This window comes from Dyadobacter jejuensis, assembly GCF_003149085.1.
Classification (GTDB): domain Bacteria; phylum Bacteroidota; class Bacteroidia; order Cytophagales; family Spirosomataceae; genus Dyadobacter; species Dyadobacter jejuensis.
In genome coordinates this window covers 64545-81416 of the sequence record NZ_QGDT01000009.1, presented here as the reverse complement: position 1 = coordinate 81416, position 16872 = coordinate 64545, and the positions used below count along the sequence as shown (strand labels likewise).

General features: G+C 43.9%; 16 protein-coding genes. 6 read left to right on the top strand and 10 right to left on the bottom strand.

Features of this window, described 5'->3' with window-relative positions:
• From CLV98_RS16100 to CLV98_RS16090, 3 genes are read right to left on the bottom strand one after another with little or no spacing between them, the layout of a single operon-like run.
• Complete coding sequence (locus tag CLV98_RS16100) at positions 1-543, bottom strand: DUF2911 domain-containing protein (protein WP_109675773.1); 543 nt, start codon at positions 541-543, stop codon at positions 1-3.
• A gap of 2 nt (positions 544-545) precedes the next feature.
• On the bottom strand, positions 546-1238 hold the full coding sequence (gene porG / locus CLV98_RS16095) for a type IX secretion system protein PorG (RefSeq protein WP_229203416.1): 693 nt from the start codon (positions 1236-1238) through the stop codon (positions 546-548).
• Positions 1239-1247: 9 nt separating this feature from the next.
• Positions 1248-2270 (bottom strand): DUF6089 family protein, encoded by a 1023-nt coding sequence (locus CLV98_RS16090; protein WP_109675771.1) that lies wholly within the window; start codon positions 2268-2270, stop codon positions 1248-1250.
• 247 nt (positions 2271-2517) lie between these two features.
• Between CLV98_RS16090 and CLV98_RS16085 the strand changes: the two genes are divergently transcribed.
• The 3 genes from CLV98_RS16085 to CLV98_RS16075 are packed head-to-tail and all read left to right on the top strand — an operon-like array spanning position 2518 to position 4900.
• Positions 2518-3144, top strand: coding sequence for an ABC transporter ATP-binding protein (locus CLV98_RS16085; protein WP_109675770.1), 627 nt, complete (start codon positions 2518-2520; stop codon positions 3142-3144).
• A 27-nt stretch (positions 3145-3171) separates the two neighbouring features.
• Positions 3172-4401, top strand: coding sequence for an ABC transporter permease (locus tag CLV98_RS16080; RefSeq protein ID WP_109675768.1), 1230 nt, complete (start codon positions 3172-3174; stop codon positions 4399-4401).
• Between the two features lie 49 nt (positions 4402-4450).
• Entirely contained in the window at positions 4451-4900 is a 450-nt protein-coding gene (locus CLV98_RS16075; RefSeq protein ID WP_109675766.1) for a DUF3299 domain-containing protein, read from the top strand.
• Here the strand turns inward: CLV98_RS16075 and CLV98_RS16070 are convergent, their stop codons facing one another.
• Complete coding sequence (locus tag CLV98_RS16070; protein WP_109675765.1) at positions 4901-5989, bottom strand: complex I subunit 1/NuoH family protein; 1089 nt, start codon at positions 5987-5989, stop codon at positions 4901-4903.
• A 72-nt stretch (positions 5990-6061) separates the two neighbouring features.
• Positions 6062-7057 (bottom strand): gliding motility protein GldB-related protein, encoded by a 996-nt coding sequence (locus CLV98_RS16065; protein WP_109675763.1) that lies wholly within the window; start codon positions 7055-7057, stop codon positions 6062-6064.
• Positions 7058-7111: 54 nt separating this feature from the next.
• On the opposite strand from CLV98_RS16065, the gene CLV98_RS16060 reads away from it, so the two are divergent.
• The gene (locus CLV98_RS16060) at positions 7112-7942 is read left to right on the top strand and encodes a Rossmann-fold NAD(P)-binding domain-containing protein (protein ID WP_229203415.1); all 831 of its coding nucleotides are present in this window, start codon (positions 7112-7114) and stop codon (positions 7940-7942) included.
• Between the two features lie 203 nt (positions 7943-8145).
• On the opposite strand, the gene CLV98_RS16055 is transcribed toward CLV98_RS16060, so the two are convergent.
• The 4 genes from CLV98_RS16055 to CLV98_RS16040 form a co-directional block, all read right to left on the bottom strand.
• A complete protein-coding gene (locus CLV98_RS16055) occupies positions 8146-8349 on the bottom strand; it encodes a hypothetical protein (RefSeq protein WP_109675759.1) in 204 nt (67 codons plus the stop codon).
• 32 nt (positions 8350-8381) lie between these two features.
• On the bottom strand, positions 8382-9236 hold the full coding sequence (locus CLV98_RS16050; protein ID WP_109675757.1) for a nuclear transport factor 2 family protein: 855 nt from the start codon (positions 9234-9236) through the stop codon (positions 8382-8384).
• A gap of 74 nt (positions 9237-9310) precedes the next feature.
• Positions 9311-10198: an AraC family transcriptional regulator gene (locus tag CLV98_RS16045; RefSeq protein ID WP_109675755.1), complete on the bottom strand. Its 888-nt coding sequence runs from the start codon at positions 10196-10198 to the stop codon at positions 9311-9313.
• 49 nt (positions 10199-10247) lie between these two features.
• Entirely contained in the window at positions 10248-10994 is a 747-nt protein-coding gene (locus CLV98_RS16040) for a DeoR/GlpR family DNA-binding transcription regulator (RefSeq protein ID WP_109675753.1), read from the bottom strand.
• A 190-nt stretch (positions 10995-11184) separates the two neighbouring features.
• Here CLV98_RS16040 and CLV98_RS16035 point away from each other — a divergent pair, with 190 nt between their 5' ends.
• Positions 11185-14343, top strand: coding sequence for a SusC/RagA family TonB-linked outer membrane protein (locus tag CLV98_RS16035; RefSeq protein WP_109675751.1), 3159 nt, complete (start codon positions 11185-11187; stop codon positions 14341-14343).
• Between the two features lie 24 nt (positions 14344-14367).
• Positions 14368-15624 (top strand): RagB/SusD family nutrient uptake outer membrane protein, encoded by a 1257-nt coding sequence (locus tag CLV98_RS16030; protein ID WP_109675748.1) that lies wholly within the window; start codon positions 14368-14370, stop codon positions 15622-15624.
• 227 nt (positions 15625-15851) lie between these two features.
• On the opposite strand, the gene CLV98_RS16025 is transcribed toward CLV98_RS16030, so the two are convergent.
• Positions 15852-16862 (bottom strand): DUF5627 domain-containing protein, encoded by a 1011-nt coding sequence (locus tag CLV98_RS16025; protein ID WP_109675746.1) that lies wholly within the window; start codon positions 16860-16862, stop codon positions 15852-15854.
• Positions 16863-16872: the final 10 nt, after the last annotated feature.

Below are 16872 nucleotides of genomic sequence, written 5' to 3'. Positions count from 1 at the left end.
TTATTGAGCGGTAATGGGAATAATGGCTTCAGTTTGGTCCCAACTCAGAATCATATTGACGCCTTCGGGTTGCTCCTCAAAGTAAATATCAAACATTTCTTGAACTTGAGGCCGTACTCTAATGGGGACGTTGACCTTGAATAGATCTTTGCCATCGTTATATTCGGTACCCCATTGCCCCGATTCACTATTAAGAATCACCTGCCATCCCCCTTGTCCGGGGACACTCCACAGAGAATAAGCGCCTGCAGCTACGGCTTCTCCAGCGAAGTTAATACTCTGGCCCACTTCTAAAACAGTGGCTTCGTTGGCACCCGTACGCCACACTTTGCCATAAGGCACCAAGGCACCGTCCTGTTCTCTACCAAAGATAAATCTTCCTTTTTTGGCTGGTCTACTGAACTTTACCTTTATATCCAGTTCATTTTTACTAAAGGCCGCTTTGGCCTCTGGGCTAAAGGACTTGGTATATCGTCGTAATCCGAGGAAAGCTACGGTGAGAACAATTGCAATAATGCCTAGGATCAGTAAAGTTTTTTTCATGTTTATGGGCAAACGATTCGATAAAAAGTATAAGTAATAGAGAGACGAATGTAATGGTATTTGTCTTTAGTAGCAGGGTCGCCTTGAATAATCTTGTTGTTGGTAGTAGGTTCGCCTCCCAGATCGTCCAGGTAGTCTGTAAAGGTCTTGCGTGTCCCAAACTCTAGGCCTATTCCCCAAGGGCGTTTCAGTTGGTATTTTACGCCTACACCAAAGGGCAGGATAAGTGAGCTAGTTTTATAATCGCTCGTCTGAATATTGGGTTTAAAGGCGAGCATGCCAATCCCACCAAATACATAGGGTGTCCAATTGATGGCAAACCTTTTATCCACAAAATCGAGGAAATTATACTCTGCCAGTAGGCTCCCTTCCATAATCCTGGTTTTGAATTCCAAATTACGTTGCTGCTGCCAAGGGTCGTCGCTTGTGGCATCCTTGGCGCCTATCAGGCCTCCTGCAAGTTCTGCACGCAGAGAGAGTCCTTTGAGGGTATTATAGCGAAAAAACAGACTTCCTGCAGGTTTGATATTATTGAGCTGGAGGGTTGGTGCTATATCGCCCGAATAACTAAATCCACCCATACCCACTCCAAGCTCTACCTTTTGGGCAAGGGCTGGTAATCCTATCAGGGCCAGTAACAGCAGATATACATTAAAAAGGTAAAAGCGAGAAACGATCGAGCGGGGGTGTTTCAATGGATACGTTTATTTCAATGGAGGACATTTGATTTGGGAAGGAATGATATAGTGGAGATGGATCATTCCTGTCATATAGGCATCATTAAGCGATGGATTGTTACCTCTTTGGCTGCCAGGCGCTCCAAAACCTCTAGCCTGCATTTCGGCCACAGGATCGGTGGTGGTAACATTATAATTGGTCTGTACAAAATTGGTAAGCCCGGGGAGCCTATCCTGGCCTTTCTTGATCGAGACGAGTTCTGCCGATCGGTTGGCGAGTTGCTGGGCTACTGGGTCTTGCAGCAGAGAGGGGGCGGCATAGTTTCCCGCTACGTCGTCGAGGTAGTCGGTAAAGGTAAAGCGATAGCCGAGCTCAGCAGAGATGTCGAATCGGGAGTTGATCTTATAGCGGACCCCAAACCCTACCGGTATCGATAGCTGCACCAAAGAGTAAGGCTTGGCGTAGCCTGCATTGCCCTGTCCTTCGGTACCTAGGGGTTGTAACTTTACCCAGTATTTATCGCCGGAAGTGGGAGCCAAATACAAGGCCTTGGGGTTATGTGCTGCCAAGGCTAATCCGGCCACCACATAGGTTCCAATCTTGGAGCGCCGCTCATAGGTTCGGTCGTCTGGAGTAAGCTTAAAAATACCTTGTAAAGAGAACTCCTTAAGGTCGTTGCGAAATTGGAAATTTCGTGCAAATAGTATATTGGTCTGATACTTCGGGCTATTATTCATTTTAAAATCATCCCCGGCTATCCTGGCCCAGGTGAAGCTAGCTCTTGCCGCAAGGCGAGGCGTAAAATGTCGTGTATAATTAGCCCCCACGCTCCAGCGCATTTGGTTAAAAGTGGAAGCCACCGGACGGCGGTAAGTGGCCAAATCGCCATAGTAACTGGAAGTTCCTATCCCAAAACCAATGGTGGAGTACGGTATAAAGACTGCTTTGTATTGTGCGTGTGTATTGGCACTAAGCCCTAATACTGATAAGATGGTAAGTCCTGCCAGTTGGATTTTGCTACCTGCCCTCAATGAATTTCTAAACATCATAAATGCTAAATTTTTGCAAAAGTAAAACAGTTGATGGTTTTCCTTCCTCTTTTCCTATACCTTTCAACGTATTTATTTTTGATTTATTTGTAAGCAAATATCAATTTTAAATTTTGCAGTCTTTCTGAAGGGTATAAAATTATACTAATCTTGGATATTTTGTCATGTTGCCTAGTCGTTGCCTAGTCATGAATGGATGACATCATATTGTTTCTTATAATTGCATAAGCTATTCCCTTCCCAGATCATGATTTATACCCACGGTTTACATTTTGCTTATCATCAATCCAAACAATTTAGCTTCCCTGACCTACACTGTGAAGATGGAGAAACGCTACTCATTCTTGGTGAGTCGGGAAAGGGAAAGACCACCCTGCTGCATACGCTAGGCTTGCTGATCAAGCCCGATAGGGGGCAAATGGTACTAGATGGTCGAAATTTGGAGGGCCTGACCCAAAAGGAAATGGTTCAGACCCGGGCTCAGCAGATAGGCATTATTTATCAGAAGGCTCATTTTGTAAGTTCGCTTTCGGTTAGGGATAATCTATTATTGGCCAATTACTTGGGTGCTAAGGAGCAAGATGCTCAAAAAGTGAAATATTTGTCGGAAGAACTGGGGTTTGCCGGGCACTTGGACAAAAGGCCGTGGCAACTCAGCCAAGGAGAGCAGCAAAGAGTGAGCATAGCTCGTTGCCTGATGAATTCCCCCAGATTATTATTAGCCGATGAGCCTACATCGAGTTTGGACGATAATAATTGCCATAAAGTAATCGGTTTGTTGAAGGCCCAATCTGAGGCCATTGGAGCCAGCCTCCTAGTAGTTACTCACGATCAACGGCTTAAGGATGAGTTTCCTAACCGTGTTTTTTTATAAGCCTTCACACCTCCTTTAGCTCTTATTATGAATATTGTTCAATTAAGCTTAGCCAATTTAAGAGAGAAAAAATTAAACAGTTTTCTCAGTATTATGTTGTTGACTTTAGGTATCGGCATGATTTCCCTGCTGCTATTGCTGGACAAACAATTAGAAAGTCAATTTAAACGAAATATTAAAGGGGTCGATATGGTGGTGGGAGCCAAGGGGAGCCCCTTGCAGTTGATCCTCTCCAGCATTTATCAAATAGACGCTCCTACAGGTAATATTCCTTTAACAGAAGTGAATCGGCTGGCTCGTAACCCGTTTGTGAAGACGGTAATCCCCCTTTCGATGGGTGATAGCTATCATGGGTATCGAATAATCGGTACCGATAGTAGTTATGTTCGGCATTTTGAAGCCCAGCTGGCCCAAGGAACGCTGTTTTCGGAAAGCCAATCGGTCACCATAGGCGCCAAAGTCGCTAAAGCGACAGGACTTAAAATTGGAGATACCTTCGAAGGTGCCCATGGGCTGGACGGCGCCGGCGAAGCACACGGGGCCCACCCTTATAAGGTGGTGGGTGTCTTTGAAGCGAACGGGTCGGTGATAGACCAACTTATTCTGACGAGTCTGGAGAGTATCTGGCAGGTGCATGATCATGAAGAAGAGGCCCCTGGACTCGCCGCTTTAAACGAGCTCGAGCAGGGTGGCGAAGCGCATGGGGAGCATGGGAAGGAAATAACCAGTGCGCTGATCAAGTTTCGGAACCCAATGGGCCTGATGACCTTACCCCGGCAAATTAACCAAAATACCTCCATGCAGTCGGCCTTACCCAGTATTGAGATTAATCGCTTGTTTTCGCTTTTAGGAATAGGTATCGACACCTTACGCGCGCTGGCCCTGCTGATCATCGTCATTGCTGGCTTGAGTGTATTTATTTCCTTGTACAATTCTTTAAAAGAGCGGAAATACGAAATGGCGCTCATGCTGTCGATGGGTGCTACCCGCAGCCGTTTGTTTGGAATGCTGCTTTTGGAAGGTATTATTCTATCGGTGATGGGATATGTTTTTGGCATTGGTCTCAGTCGTGTGGGGCTATGGCTTTTCGCCCAATCGGCCGAAAAGGACTATCATTATGATTTTTCCCAATTTCAGCTATTACCTAATGAGTGGTACCTCCTAGGAGCGGCGCTTTTGGTGGGCTTTTTGGCGGCCTTGTTACCTTCATTGGGGATATACCGGGTAAATATCTCCAGGACCTTGGCCGAGGAATGATATTCTGATTAATTTTGTTTGCCTATTCTACCTACTTATCCTTTATTATATGAAAGCGTTTCGAATTTTAGTTCTTTTAATGTTAACGGTCTGCTTGGCCTCTTTTACCCCTGCCGCCAACCCCATTAAGCTTACTTGGGAGACATTAAGAGACGTTACCTTCAAGAAAAAATGGTATCCCGAAGAGTCTATTTATATGTTGCACCCGACATTTGGACCTAGTGTCCAAAAAATAAAAAATAAACAAGTATCCATTACCGGATATATACTTCCTGTGGACTTGGACGCAAACTTATATGTACTGTCGGCCTTCCCTTTTAGTGCCTGTTTTTTTTGTGGAGGGGCAGGGCCTGAAACCGTCATGACACTCAATTTCAAGAAAAAGGCACGGAAGTTTAAGACAGACGAGCGTCTGACTTTTACGGGGGTACTTAAGCTCAATGCCGATGATATCTATCAGATGAATTATATCTTAGAAGAGGCTGAAATCGTCAACTAATTAGCCTACCCCTAATAGGCGCCATATTCCACAGATAAAAAAGAGAACGAGGCCTATCGGGGTAAGTACCTTCCAGCCCAGATACATGAGTTGATCGACGCGTAGTCTTGGGAGTGTCCAGCGCGCCCACATTTGTAATAAAACACTCAGGAGGGCCTTACTCAATAACCAGAAAGCACCAGTGATATACCCATACCAGGTGCCTGGCTCTCCACTGGTCCAATCGGCCAGCCTGATGGGGCCTAGGTTAGGGAAAGGGGTGTTCCAGCTTCCCAAAAATAGGATGGCGCCTAAAAGGGAAACTAGGAGCATCATGCCATATTCGGAAAGCATAAAGAAGGCCCAACGCATCCCCGAATATTCAGTATGGAAGCCGGCTACTAGTTCAGATTCCCCTTCTGGTAAATCGAACGGAGCCCTGTTACATTCGGCCAGAGAAGCTATAAAGAAGATAACGTATACAATTAGTAAGAATGGGTTTCTTAAAATATTCCAGCTAAGTATACCGCCGATGCCAGAGATATCGATTCCCCAAGATTTAATTCCTAGCAGATAATTGGTTTCGGGGCTATAAATGCCTTGTTGGAAACTGATCACCTGGAGGTCTAAGCTTTGAGAAAGCATGACCACACAAAGGATACTCAGTCCTAAAGGTACTTCATAGCTGATCATCTGAGAGACGGCCCGCATGGCGCCGTATAAGGCAAACTTATTGTTGGACCCCCAGCCGGCCATGAGAAGGCCCATGACGTCGACCGAAACGATGGTAAGTAAAAAAAACACCCCTACTGTGGCTCCAGACCCGGCAAGCTCAGGGGCTAAAGGAACCACTGCAAAACCCGCAAAGACCGATACGAAAATAACGATGGGTGCCATCAAAAAGAGTTTCTTATCGGCTGCCTTAGGGACGATATCTTCCTTTTGCAATAGTTTTAGTAGGTCAGCAAACAACTGAAGCAAGCCCCATTTTCCTACTTCCATCGGACCGAGCCGATCTTGGATAAACGCCGATACCTTCCGTTCGAGATACACCCCAACTACCACAAAACCAGGGACTGCAAGTAGAAAAATGAGTAAAGTGATCGGCATCTATATCGTTTCTTTGAAGGCTAAAGTACAGTTGTACATGGATTAATATACAGACAAAAGTACTTAAAAAACTTACTCCTCTTCGTCCTTTTCCCCTTTATATCGCGCTTCCTGCAATAAATTGCCTGCCTTATCCATATTCATTAACTCCGGGAGCGTTACCTCTGGATGTTCAGATACATATTTGTTGACAATCCGCCAGCCTATCCATCGGCCAATTCCTCCAGGTATATCGGGGCCCATTTCTACTACGAAGGGTCTTTCTCCCAGGTATTTATCTTTGGTGGCAATATTGGTTTCATACAACAGTTTGCGGCCAATAATATAGGCCCAAATGTCTCCTTGACTATTGTAGGCCCTACGAAGATTATCTTCGGAATAGCCGATAATTAGGCTATCGGGGTATTCGGGAAGGACTTGTTTTACAAACTCAAAGCTTTTACCGATTCCGATCATGTCGGCTAGCAGGGTTTGGTCTTGAGGGTCCTGCCGGTTGTAACGTTCAGAAATATAATAAATGATGGCTGGAACGATATTGGAACTTTGGTAGCGGCGAAGCTGGTAGTCGAACACTTGAGGGCGAAATGCGGCCTGGGGGCCACCGAAATAGTCGAGCCCGACTACTATAAGTGAGTCCGATACATACAAGTCGTTACCAAGGAAGCCCGTCTGGATGAAGGCTATCTTGGGGGCTTGAAAGCTAGGAAACTGCGACTTTATATTCCCAAAAGCTTGCTGAAGGGGGTTGATAATGGCTGTTTCCCGGTTTCCAACAAGGGAGTCAATTTGATTAGAAAAACGCTGAAAGTCGGGGTTGTCAATAATTTGGAACAGCTGCTGGGCAAGTTCTGCCGTTGTTCCCTCAAAGTCACTGAAGTAATAGTGGCCCATCCTAGGGTGTTTATTCAAAATAATTTCTACATCTTTAGCGGATGTGGCAGCCAGTAATTCCTTGTCCAGATTTTCGTAAACAAGGGGTAGGGCCTGGGCATTTTTAGGATCATCCTGGCGTTGTACATCGCAACTGGCCCATGCCAGTAAAAGAAAAAGAAAGAGTATTTTATTCATAGTCAATAGGTCATCCAAATGTCGGTGCAGGATTCAAAATTAGGAAAAAAAACGGTGAGCATTTTAGGATGCGGCTGGTTGGGTATGCCTCTTGCTGAACGATTAAAGGCTCCTGATATTTTATATACGGTGAAGGGGAGTACAACAAACCCTAATAAGCTGGGGGTTTTTGCGTCAAAAGGTATAATCGGTTATTTGATAGACTTGCAGCCTGAACTCGCTGGAGCGGGTAAAGACCTGCAACGTTTTTTCGAAGCCGACATGCTCATTATTGCCATTCCGCCTGGTTTTCGACGGAGGGCTGCAGGGTTTCATCAGCAACAAATGCAGGCGGTGATCGCCCAAATAGAACAGTCGCCCATTAAAGAAGTGCTCTATATAAGTTCTACGAGCGTTTATCCCGACCTAAACAGCGTGTTGGTGGAGTCGGATGTTACGGACCCAGCAGAGTCGGCCAGTCCGGAGCTGGTTGAAGTGGAAAATAGCCTGCAACAGTTGCGGTCTACTCGCTCAGTAGGGGTCTTGCGACTCGGTGGCCTCTTGGGTTATGACCGTATTCCGGGTAAGTATGTGAAAGGTAAAAAGGGACTTACCACCTATCATACCCCCGTCAACTACATCCATCGCGACGACGCCGTGAGCCTGATCGTGAAAATGCTTATGAATGGAGTCAGCAACGAGACTTTTAATGGGGTAGCGCCTATTCATACTAATCGGGGAGAGGTCTATGAAAAAACGTGCAGGGAGTTTGGATGGGAAGCACCTACTTTTTTAGAGCCTCTAGCGCCTGAACCTTTTAAAGTTATTTCGAGCGAGAAGGTGATGGCAAAGTATTCATTTCAGTTTCGGTACCCCGATCCAGCTGGGTTTTATTACAAACCCTAACCCTTCCTGTTGTATTAATACCTAGAGCCTCGTTGTGGGGAAGAAGCGGGAGCTGCCCATACTATGGCGGTGCTTCATGAACTCGCCATTACCAAGGTGTAGAGTAAAGCGCCGATTATCCCCCTGTCATTTCCTAAATATTCCTGGTGGGTATGGATGCCCACCAGAAATGTTTCTGCTACGGTGAAAAAGATGGTACTCCTCTAGGCGGATTGCCCCTGACGGAGCGTCTCTACCTCTGCTTCCAATGTTTTTATCTTTTCAGTGAAGTTGGCAAGCGCTTTTTTTAGTTGCACAATTTTCTTGAATGCCTCCTCGTCCTCTATTGCTGAGTAAGTAATCTCACCGTTTTTTTCTGAATATTTTGCCTTTCCTGAGCAGGTGGGGCATTTGCGTACGTCTGACATAATGCTTTGTTGAGTTTAATTAGAAAAGGTACTTACCACTTCCCGTTGGTATTGGCCCAAGTGCTAGCGTCGGGGATTACCTGTTGAGTGTCCCAGTGTTCTACTATTTTACCATCTTCTATTCGGAACAGGTCGAAAAATGCGGTGGAAAGACCAGTAGTGGCGTCAGGATATCCTTCGGCCCTTACAAAAGCGAAATTGCCACTGGTATATATGGCCTTTAGGCTCTTGTAAAACGGAGTGCCTTCAGGGAAGCTAGCCATCCAGTCGGTACCGTTAGGCATGCCCACGCTATGCTGAATGTATGAACCGCTAAAGTAAGTGTCCCTGATACTCCATTTTCCGGAAATAAGGATATCATTTACCATGTTGGTGATCAGGGTCTTATTGGCAATGGCATCTCCGTCTCCTATTTGAGTAGGTCCATTCACCTGGGTGTTGCCATTGACTACGTCGGTAACTGGGTCGCTCTCGTCCTGCAAGTTGTCCCAATGCTCTACGATAGCCCCGTTTTCGAACCGGAAAACATCCAATCCTATTTGAGGGGTTCCGTTATTCCATACTCCACCATAACGGCTGTGCGCAATCACGATATTGTCAGCCTCAAGAATTCTGAAGTTTTCAAATTTAATGCCTGTCGGCTCGCCCGTAAAGAAACCAGCTAGAACTCCTTTCCCGTCAGGAAATGTAAGATTGTGTTGAATATACTTGGTGTCGCTAATATAGTCTAACGCCTCCTTGTTCCCCGATTCAAAGGCCTCCAGAACGGCTTGTGTCTTTTGAATTTGATTTAATTGGGGGGCGTCGTCATCGTCATTACAGGAAACCAAGGCGGTACCTACCATAAGGAGTGCCAAGGCCAAAAATTTTGTTTTCAATTGATACATGTCTATAAAGTTTTAACTTGATAGGACAAAGGTACCCGCTCGGCCTTGGGCTATAAAGGTGAATGTGGTGAAGTTTATGGTAAATCTATGATATATCTGTTTCTGGACCGAAACTTTCTAGGGGTCTCATTCGTCATTTTTTTAAAATATTTTTGGAAATTGGTGGGTTCGTCGAAGCCACATAAATAGGTTATCTCTTTGATAGAGAGGGCTGATGTGTTGAGGTGTCTTTTAGCTTCTAAGATGATATATTGATCAATAAAGGATTTGGCGGTAGTTTGGGTAAATGTCTTACATATTTCATTTAAATGCTTGTAAGATATTCCTAGCTTTTGGGCAAAATAGTTGGCGTTTCTGTTGTGACGGTAGTGGGTGACTACCTCTGTCCTAAACATTTCGAATATCTTGATTTCCTCCGTATTCAGTAATGGGTCATTATGTGAGGTGGGAGTGTGCGCTTCAAATTCAAGAAGCATGACCGATAATAAGGAGGCTAATATAGGAGAGGGGTTTTTGATGGTACCGCGGTTTTGAATATCATGGACCATCTCCAATAGTGGGGAGAAGTGAGGGAAAGTGTCGTACTGGGAAGTATGAGAATGGTAATTGAAAAGCCAGGTTATTTTACCAAGTACTGCTGGAGCAAGATACCGGAATAAAAAGGTGTCTGTAAATATCAAAAGTGTCCCTTCATACTCCATACTGGGGTCGAAAGCATGGATCTGATCCTTGGCAATTATGAGGCACTGCCCACTTTGAAGGGTGTATTCGTTGAAATCTAAACGGTGCGTGGCAGTTCCTTTACTTATAAAAAGCACTGCAAAAAAATGAATTCGATGCGCAGCAAAGGGATTGTGATCCAAGGGGCGTTGAGGCTGTTTGAGTAGTTCTTGTAAGTCTATAGCCTCGAATCCTATGGGTTCTTGATCATTTTTGAAATGTACGTGCGGAATGGTTTCCATGGGATTAATGTGTAAAATCTCGTCTTTTTTTGGGGATTAAGACCAGCCATTATATAATACGTTTTATATTGAGCGCATATTCTGTCATTAAGGGATCGTTTGGATGGAGCTCTGTGATAAGGTAGTCGATTTCGGCGGTATTTTTAATACGAAACCTTTCCCTGGAGCCGAGTTTTTCCGATATGGTCAGAATGGCCACCTTACTGGAAGCATTAATCATGGCTTTCTTCACTTGAACAGCTTCATAGTCCGAATCGCTTAATCCCCCATCTAGGTCTATTGCGTTAGTGCCCAGAATACAGAGATCGGCACGGACGTCTGCGAGTTGCCGGATGGTTTCGCCTCCTGCACAGAAACGGGTACTTCTAGAAATTTTACCGCCTAGAAATATAATTTCATAATTGGTATAGTTCAATAACTCGGTAGCTGCCGTTAGGCTAACCGTTATAAAGGTAAGATGAAGGTCTTTGGGTAATATTTTGAGAAATTCTCGAATGGTAGTGCCTCCTCCGATCAGGATATACATGCCATTTTGAAGTAAATTTAGCGTTTTATTGGCGATGCGTACTTTCTCGGTATAGGCATAAATCTCGTCTTCTCTGGTATCAGAATAAAGTGTTTTCGATAGTGCCCCCCCATGTACTTTCAATATTTTCCCACTTTTCGATAAGGCCTTTAAGTCTCGACGTATGGTGTCTTCAGATACGCCTAAACGTTCAGAAAGATCGGTAGAGAGTACTTTATTGTGCAGGTTTATCTGTTTGATGATATATTCTTGCCTTTCTTTTTTTAACATATACAGTTATTTTAATGTAAGGGGATTATCTATAATATAATTTTGTCTTAGTGTTAGGATGCGGAATTATATTTTAAAAATAGAGGGGTTTAGAATTGTAATTTTACGCATAAGTATGCACTTTTGATGCATGATTATGCAGTTTTATGATTAATCTGTTTCTTTAAACTCACTTTTATTACTTTAATCTATGATCAAACGACTAACGTATCAATGGTTACGGCCTTATCTTCTATTCGGGGCCTTAGGGTTACTGCTGCTGAGCACAGAGACTGTCTTAGCACAAAAGAGTACTTATGTGATAAAGGGGCAGATATCTGATGACAATGGTGGGGTGCCAGGTGCAACTGTCCAAATAGAAGGAACCGGTTCTGGGACTATTTCAGATATCGAGGGCAATTATACCTTAAATTTAAATTTGGCTCAGGGCAAATACGTATTAAGCTTTGCTTCCATGGGTTACACCTCTGTAAAGGAGTATCTTGAACTTTCGTCGAAAACCGAGTTGGAAATTGATGTTAAGCTGAGAAGCGACATTATGAATTTGGACGAGGTGGTAGTTACGGGGTCTACTGTTAAAGAGTCTAGAAGACAATTGGGGAATGCTATTAGTTCCATTAAATCAGAGGCCTTGGAAAAGTCAGGTTCCAGTAATTTGCTTTCGTCTCTTCAAGGGAAAATACCAGGGGCACAAATCACTCAAAATTCGGGAGATCCAGCCGGTGGGATATCTATTCGTTTACGGGGGGTCAAATCGATTCAAGGAAGTTCTGACCCTCTTTATGTGATTGACGGGGTCATTGTTAGTAATAATACTGTCAATGTATCTCAAACAGCCGTGCAAAATCAAATAGGAACCACTGCCCAAGCTGGAACCAATAGGCTTGCAGACATTAACCCGGCGGATATAGAGAGTATTAATGTAGTAAATGGAGCCGCAGCAGCTGCTCAATATGGTTCCCGTGCGGCCAATGGGGTAGTTATTATAACCACTAAGCGTGGGAAGTCTGGAGTGCCCCGCATTCAGTTTACAACCAATATATCCGTTAATGAGCTGAGGAAGAAAGTGCCAATTACAACTTATGGGAAACAGTTTGGGTATGCGGGCTTGCGTTTGCATACTATATTCAATGTTTCCGATGCAACGGCAGCTGCCAATGGTGCCACAACCATTGGAGTCAATCGGAATGGAGAGGCTAATACCTATTTAGCATCGAATTTAGTAGATGTTACTCGTTATGACTATCAGGATCAGATTTTTAGGACTGGGGCCGGAACAACAAACAGCCTTTCGGTAAGTGGTGGAACCGACAAAACGCAATATTTACTTTCCGTTAACTATGCTAAGAATCAAGGTATTGTAGTAGGGACAGATTTTCAGCGATATGGTTTGCGCGCTCGAGTCGATCAACGTATTACCGAATGGATGAAAGTGTCGGCTGGAGTGAGCTACACCAACAGTTTCTCCAATGAAAAAGCAAATGGTAATGTATTTTATAGTCCAATTAATAGCATAAATATAACCAATAATATATGGGATATTACACAAAGAGATGCTAATGGAGACTTAATGGCCGTAGAGCCGACTCGCGTTAACCCGCTGACAACCGTTGAAGATATGAAATTTACTGCGGCAGTTAATAGGACGATTAACGATTTGCAACTAAACCTAACGCCAGCGAAAGGGTTTACTATTGACGCTATTTTGGGGATGGATGCCTATTCGCAAGTAGGAAAGAATTTCATACCTCCCTATCCTTACCAAGCTGTATCGGGCTTACCTTTGGAACGCTATCCTTATGGTTTTGCGTCAACCGTTACCAATACCGCCAATTTCTTCAATGCAGACCTTAATATTGGTTATGAAAGGCAATGGAACGAAGTGTTGAAAATGAACCTATTGGCCGGGGCCAGTTATCAGTATAGTTCGGCCAATTTGCTAAGAGGAAGTGGTGAGACCCTCTCTCCGTTTATAGAGACCCTCAATGGGGGGTCGACAATCCAGGCAGGATACGGTTTGGATCAGTATAATTTGAGTGGGCAGTTTGTACAAGCGACATTAGGGTATAAAAATTTAGCATTTCTTACAGGAGCGGTACGGCGGGATCGAAGTTCTAAATTCTCTTCATCGGAAACCAACCAGGTGTATCCGAAGATTTCCGGTAGTTTGGTACTTTCTGACTTGGCTGCATGGCAAGGTTCGGGTTTGAGCCAGGTAGTTAACACATTTAAGTTGAGGGCTTCCCTTGGACAAGCTGGTAATCTGACTGGCATCGGCTCTTACGATCGTTTTTGGCAGTTTAATCCTATTAGCTATTTAGGGTTAAACACCATTGTTCCTAGCGCCCAGTTAGCTAATCCATCGGTACGTCCGGAAAGGATGAAGGAACAGGAGTTTGGAATGGATGCTTCGTTTTTGAAAGATAAAATAAGCCTGACTTTTAGCGCCTATAAGCAAAATATTACTGATTTGGTCGTTAATAAAGTGATTGCAGCCTCTACGGGAGGGACTAGTATTGTTAACAATACAGGCGAAATGTCTAATCATGGCGTTGAAATCGGAGTGAATGTAACACCTATTCAGAGCAAAGATTTTACATGGGATTTTTCTGTGATGTTTAACCGTAACCGAAACAAAATATTGTCTTTGGGTACGCCTATGGTAACGGTCAATAACGTGGCAGGGGCACCAATTTCCTTGATAGAAGGCCAAGCAGCATCTTTATTTTATGGAGTGCCCTATGCTCGCAATGAGAATGGAGACCAAATTCTGAATAGCCAAGGGTTTCCACAGAGAGAACAAGGCACGCAAAATGGGGCGGATTACACGGCCATGCGAACCGCTGAAGGGCAGCCTACCGGGGGATTTGTGAACGGGATTATTGGGAACCCGAATCCCGATTGGACAGGATCTTTCTCGAGTCAGCTGAATTATAAGCGTTTAGGTTTCCGGTTTCTTTTGGATGCGGTTCAAGGGGTCGATGTTTTTAATGCCGATTTTCGGACACGTCAGGGGGTTGGAATTGGAGAAGTTGCTGAAGCAGAACTAAAAGGAGAACTTAAGCGAGGGTATACCTTTGCCAATTATTTGATTGAAGAATGGCGTATCGATGATGGTTCCTACATTAAATTACGGGAAATAGCCCTTACTTATCAATTGCCAAAAATAAAAGGAATCAACTCTGCCAATTTATCTTTAATTGGACGTAACCTATACTCCTGGGATAAATATAGAGGCTATGACCCGGAGACGAATGCTGGTGGGAATAGCGATTTGATGCGAGGGGTAGATTTTGGGAATGTTCCCATTCCCAGAAGTTATCAATTACAGTTGACCCTTTCCTTTTAATATAACCTAAAAGCACTGAAGGCTATGAGAAAACAATTTGTATATACTATAGGATTGGCCATTACTGTGGGACTGGCCTCCTGCAATCAAGAATACTTGAACCCTAGTACGGCTAGTGAACAACAGGTTATAAATGATCAAAATGGACTTTTGGCGATGGTCAACGGCTTACAACAGCAGTTTACCATTTCAAGGGCTGGGGGAATGTATAACTATATCTCCGCTAGTGGGCTTACCACCAAGGAGTTGATAAATCTTAACATAGGAAACACCGATGAAGCTAACATGCAAACGGGGACATCGGCGGTTCAGGGTAATAATGCTTTGGTAACTAATTTATGGAATAAATGCCAGATTGTTAAGGCCAATTCGGATATCATTATCTCAAATATTGCGGCAGCCAAGGATCCATCTATTCAGGCCAAAATCCTGTCGAACACGCATTTTTACAGAGCCTTAGCCTTGGGGACTCTTGCCACTTTCTGGGAGCAAAGTCCTATTCAAGTAGGAGAACAGGCTATTTTTTCGGACCGCATGGAGGTCCTTAAGGAAGCCTTGGTTAGCATTGAAGCGGGTCTTACTGCCGCCAATACCAATGCCACCAGTATAGTTGGTGGGGTGGCTATTCAACCCTCTCTGCTGGCCTTAAAGGCGAGGTATTATCTTATGTTAGGAGAATATCAAAAGGCTTACGATGCAGCTGAGCTGGTAGATCTATCTGTAAAATCGGCCTTCCTTTTTGACAATATTTCTAGAAACCCATTGTATGAAACGAGTTTTAGTAATCGAAATGTCTGTGAACCAATGAGCAACTTTGGGTTACCTACGGCTTTGACTCCAGTAGCCGGGGATGGGCGTTTATCCTTTTATTATAACTTTACTTCGGGGAAAAATCTGGGATTAGCTAGTTTTTTTACTGCTAATAGTTCATCTATTCCCGTTTTCTTACCTGGGGAGATCCTCTTAATAAAGGCCGAATGTCTAGCGAGAATGGGGAAAACAACTGAATCTATCAGTGAATTAAACAAGGTTCTTACCAAGACAACTGACGTTTGGGGACTGGGGGCAAACTTGCCTACCTATTCTGGAACGGTTACCCAAGAAGCGATTCTCTTAGAGATTTATCGACAACGATGTATAGAATTGTTCCTTTCTGGGCTACGTATTGAAGATAGCCGGAGATTTGGCCGACCCACCTCTGAGCGAAGTCGTGATTATTATCCATATCCACTAACGGAAAGGAATAATAACTTTAATACACCGGCCGACCCTACGAATTAATTTCGAAAGGTATTTTAGCTGATAGAACCTCTATTGAGTAAACTTGGCTCAATAGAGGTTCTTTTAATTTGGTAAGTTAAATGATAGATTTTGGAACTTGAATGGTGGATGAGTATATCCATATCAGGTTATTCCGCATTTTGAAGACCCCAGTTTGGTGCATTTCTTATAAGGTCCTCCATACTTCATTTGATTTTTAAAATGGCACGGAATAAGGCATCATTATATTACAGAATCACAGGATTAAATAATTCCATGACTACGGCTCTATCCCTAGCCACCAGTAGTTCTTTGGCGCTATAGGTTTTATTATCGACCGTAATGGTATACTCAATCTCTATCCCATTTCTGGATTTATTACCCCATTCATAGGTTCCTTTATTAAAGGTTCCAGTGCCTGTTACAGTATATTGGTCATCGGCGGAGGAAACGGTACACTTTCCGTTGTCAAAATCCAGTAATAGCGGCAGGTCTCCACTGATTTCGGACGACTGGAACGAGGTATTATAGGCTACTTGATGCCGCCCCGATGTGGTAAGTAGGGTTACCCCATTTTGCACCATATTGCTTTGCTTATAGGTTTTTGTTTCTATAAGGGCACCAGTAGAGTCTAGTACGGTACTTTCTCCTTCAAAGAAATAGTTGCCATGATACTCATTGATGTATTTAATGGCGAACAGCGTGAAATCTTTGGGGGCTACTACCCAGTTTTCAGGCTTACGACGGTCAGGACTAGCCAACTCACTTTTTCCACTTATGATAGAGTCGACATCGGTAGACCCAACCATCCGAACGGGTACGACGTAGCTCAATTTAAATGCATTAGGGTCGTTAAAAAATGCCTCGGTAAGTTGTACCTCTACTCCTCCATTGTATTTGTCTTTAGGGATCACTAAGGAGTTGTCTGGGGAAAGCGTATAGTACTGCTGAGGGAGCGCCCGGATGGTGTCCCCGTTAGAATCGAACAGGGCGCCTTGGCACAGGGATTCATCTACGACGATTTCAAATTTTCGGTCTCTATCGTTTTTATAAACTCCTCCAATGGCGGCCGAAATAATGAATTTGTGGGCATTATCGTTGCTGTTGTCATAGATGTCGTCACCCAAGATAAGGGTCCTCACCGGATATTGGTAAGGGAAATATCCAGCGGTATAATCGAAATCGGGGTGAACAATGTCACCGTTTTTGCAAGCTAAAAAGCCCAAGCAAAGTAAAAGGAATAATGAGATATGTTTCATTGTTTTTTAG

Coding starts and splice junctions, on each gene's coding strand:
- CLV98_RS16065 (WP_109675763.1), bottom strand. CDS start 7,057: ATGAATAAAATACTCTTTCTTTTTCTTTTACTGGCATGGGCCAGTTGC.
- CLV98_RS16055 (WP_109675759.1), bottom strand. CDS start 8,349: ATGTCAGACGTACGCAAATGCCCCACCTGCTCAGGAAAGGCAAAATAT.
- CLV98_RS16040 (WP_109675753.1), bottom strand. CDS start 10,994: ATGTTAAAAAAAGAAAGGCAAGAATATATCATCAAACAGATAAACCTG.
- CLV98_RS16100 (WP_109675773.1), bottom strand. CDS start 543: ATGAAAAAAACTTTACTGATCCTAGGCATTATTGCAATTGTTCTCACC.
- CLV98_RS16050 (WP_109675757.1), bottom strand. CDS start 9,236: ATGTATCAATTGAAAACAAAATTTTTGGCCTTGGCACTCCTTATGGTA.
- CLV98_RS16080 (WP_109675768.1), top strand. CDS start 3,172: ATGAATATTGTTCAATTAAGCTTAGCCAATTTAAGAGAGAAAAAATTA.
- CLV98_RS16090 (WP_109675771.1), bottom strand. CDS start 2,270: ATGATGTTTAGAAATTCATTGAGGGCAGGTAGCAAAATCCAACTGGCA.
- CLV98_RS16030 (WP_109675748.1), top strand. CDS start 14,368: ATGAGAAAACAATTTGTATATACTATAGGATTGGCCATTACTGTGGGA.
- CLV98_RS16075 (WP_109675766.1), top strand. CDS start 4,451: ATGAAAGCGTTTCGAATTTTAGTTCTTTTAATGTTAACGGTCTGCTTG.
- CLV98_RS16085 (WP_109675770.1), top strand. CDS start 2,518: ATGATTTATACCCACGGTTTACATTTTGCTTATCATCAATCCAAACAA.
- CLV98_RS16045 (WP_109675755.1), bottom strand. CDS start 10,198: ATGGAAACCATTCCGCACGTACATTTCAAAAATGATCAAGAACCCATA.
- CLV98_RS16025 (WP_109675746.1), bottom strand. CDS start 16,862: ATGAAACATATCTCATTATTCCTTTTACTTTGCTTGGGCTTTTTAGCT.
- CLV98_RS16035 (WP_109675751.1), top strand. CDS start 11,185: ATGATCAAACGACTAACGTATCAATGGTTACGGCCTTATCTTCTATTC.
- CLV98_RS16070 (WP_109675765.1), bottom strand. CDS start 5,989: ATGCCGATCACTTTACTCATTTTTCTACTTGCAGTCCCTGGTTTTGTG.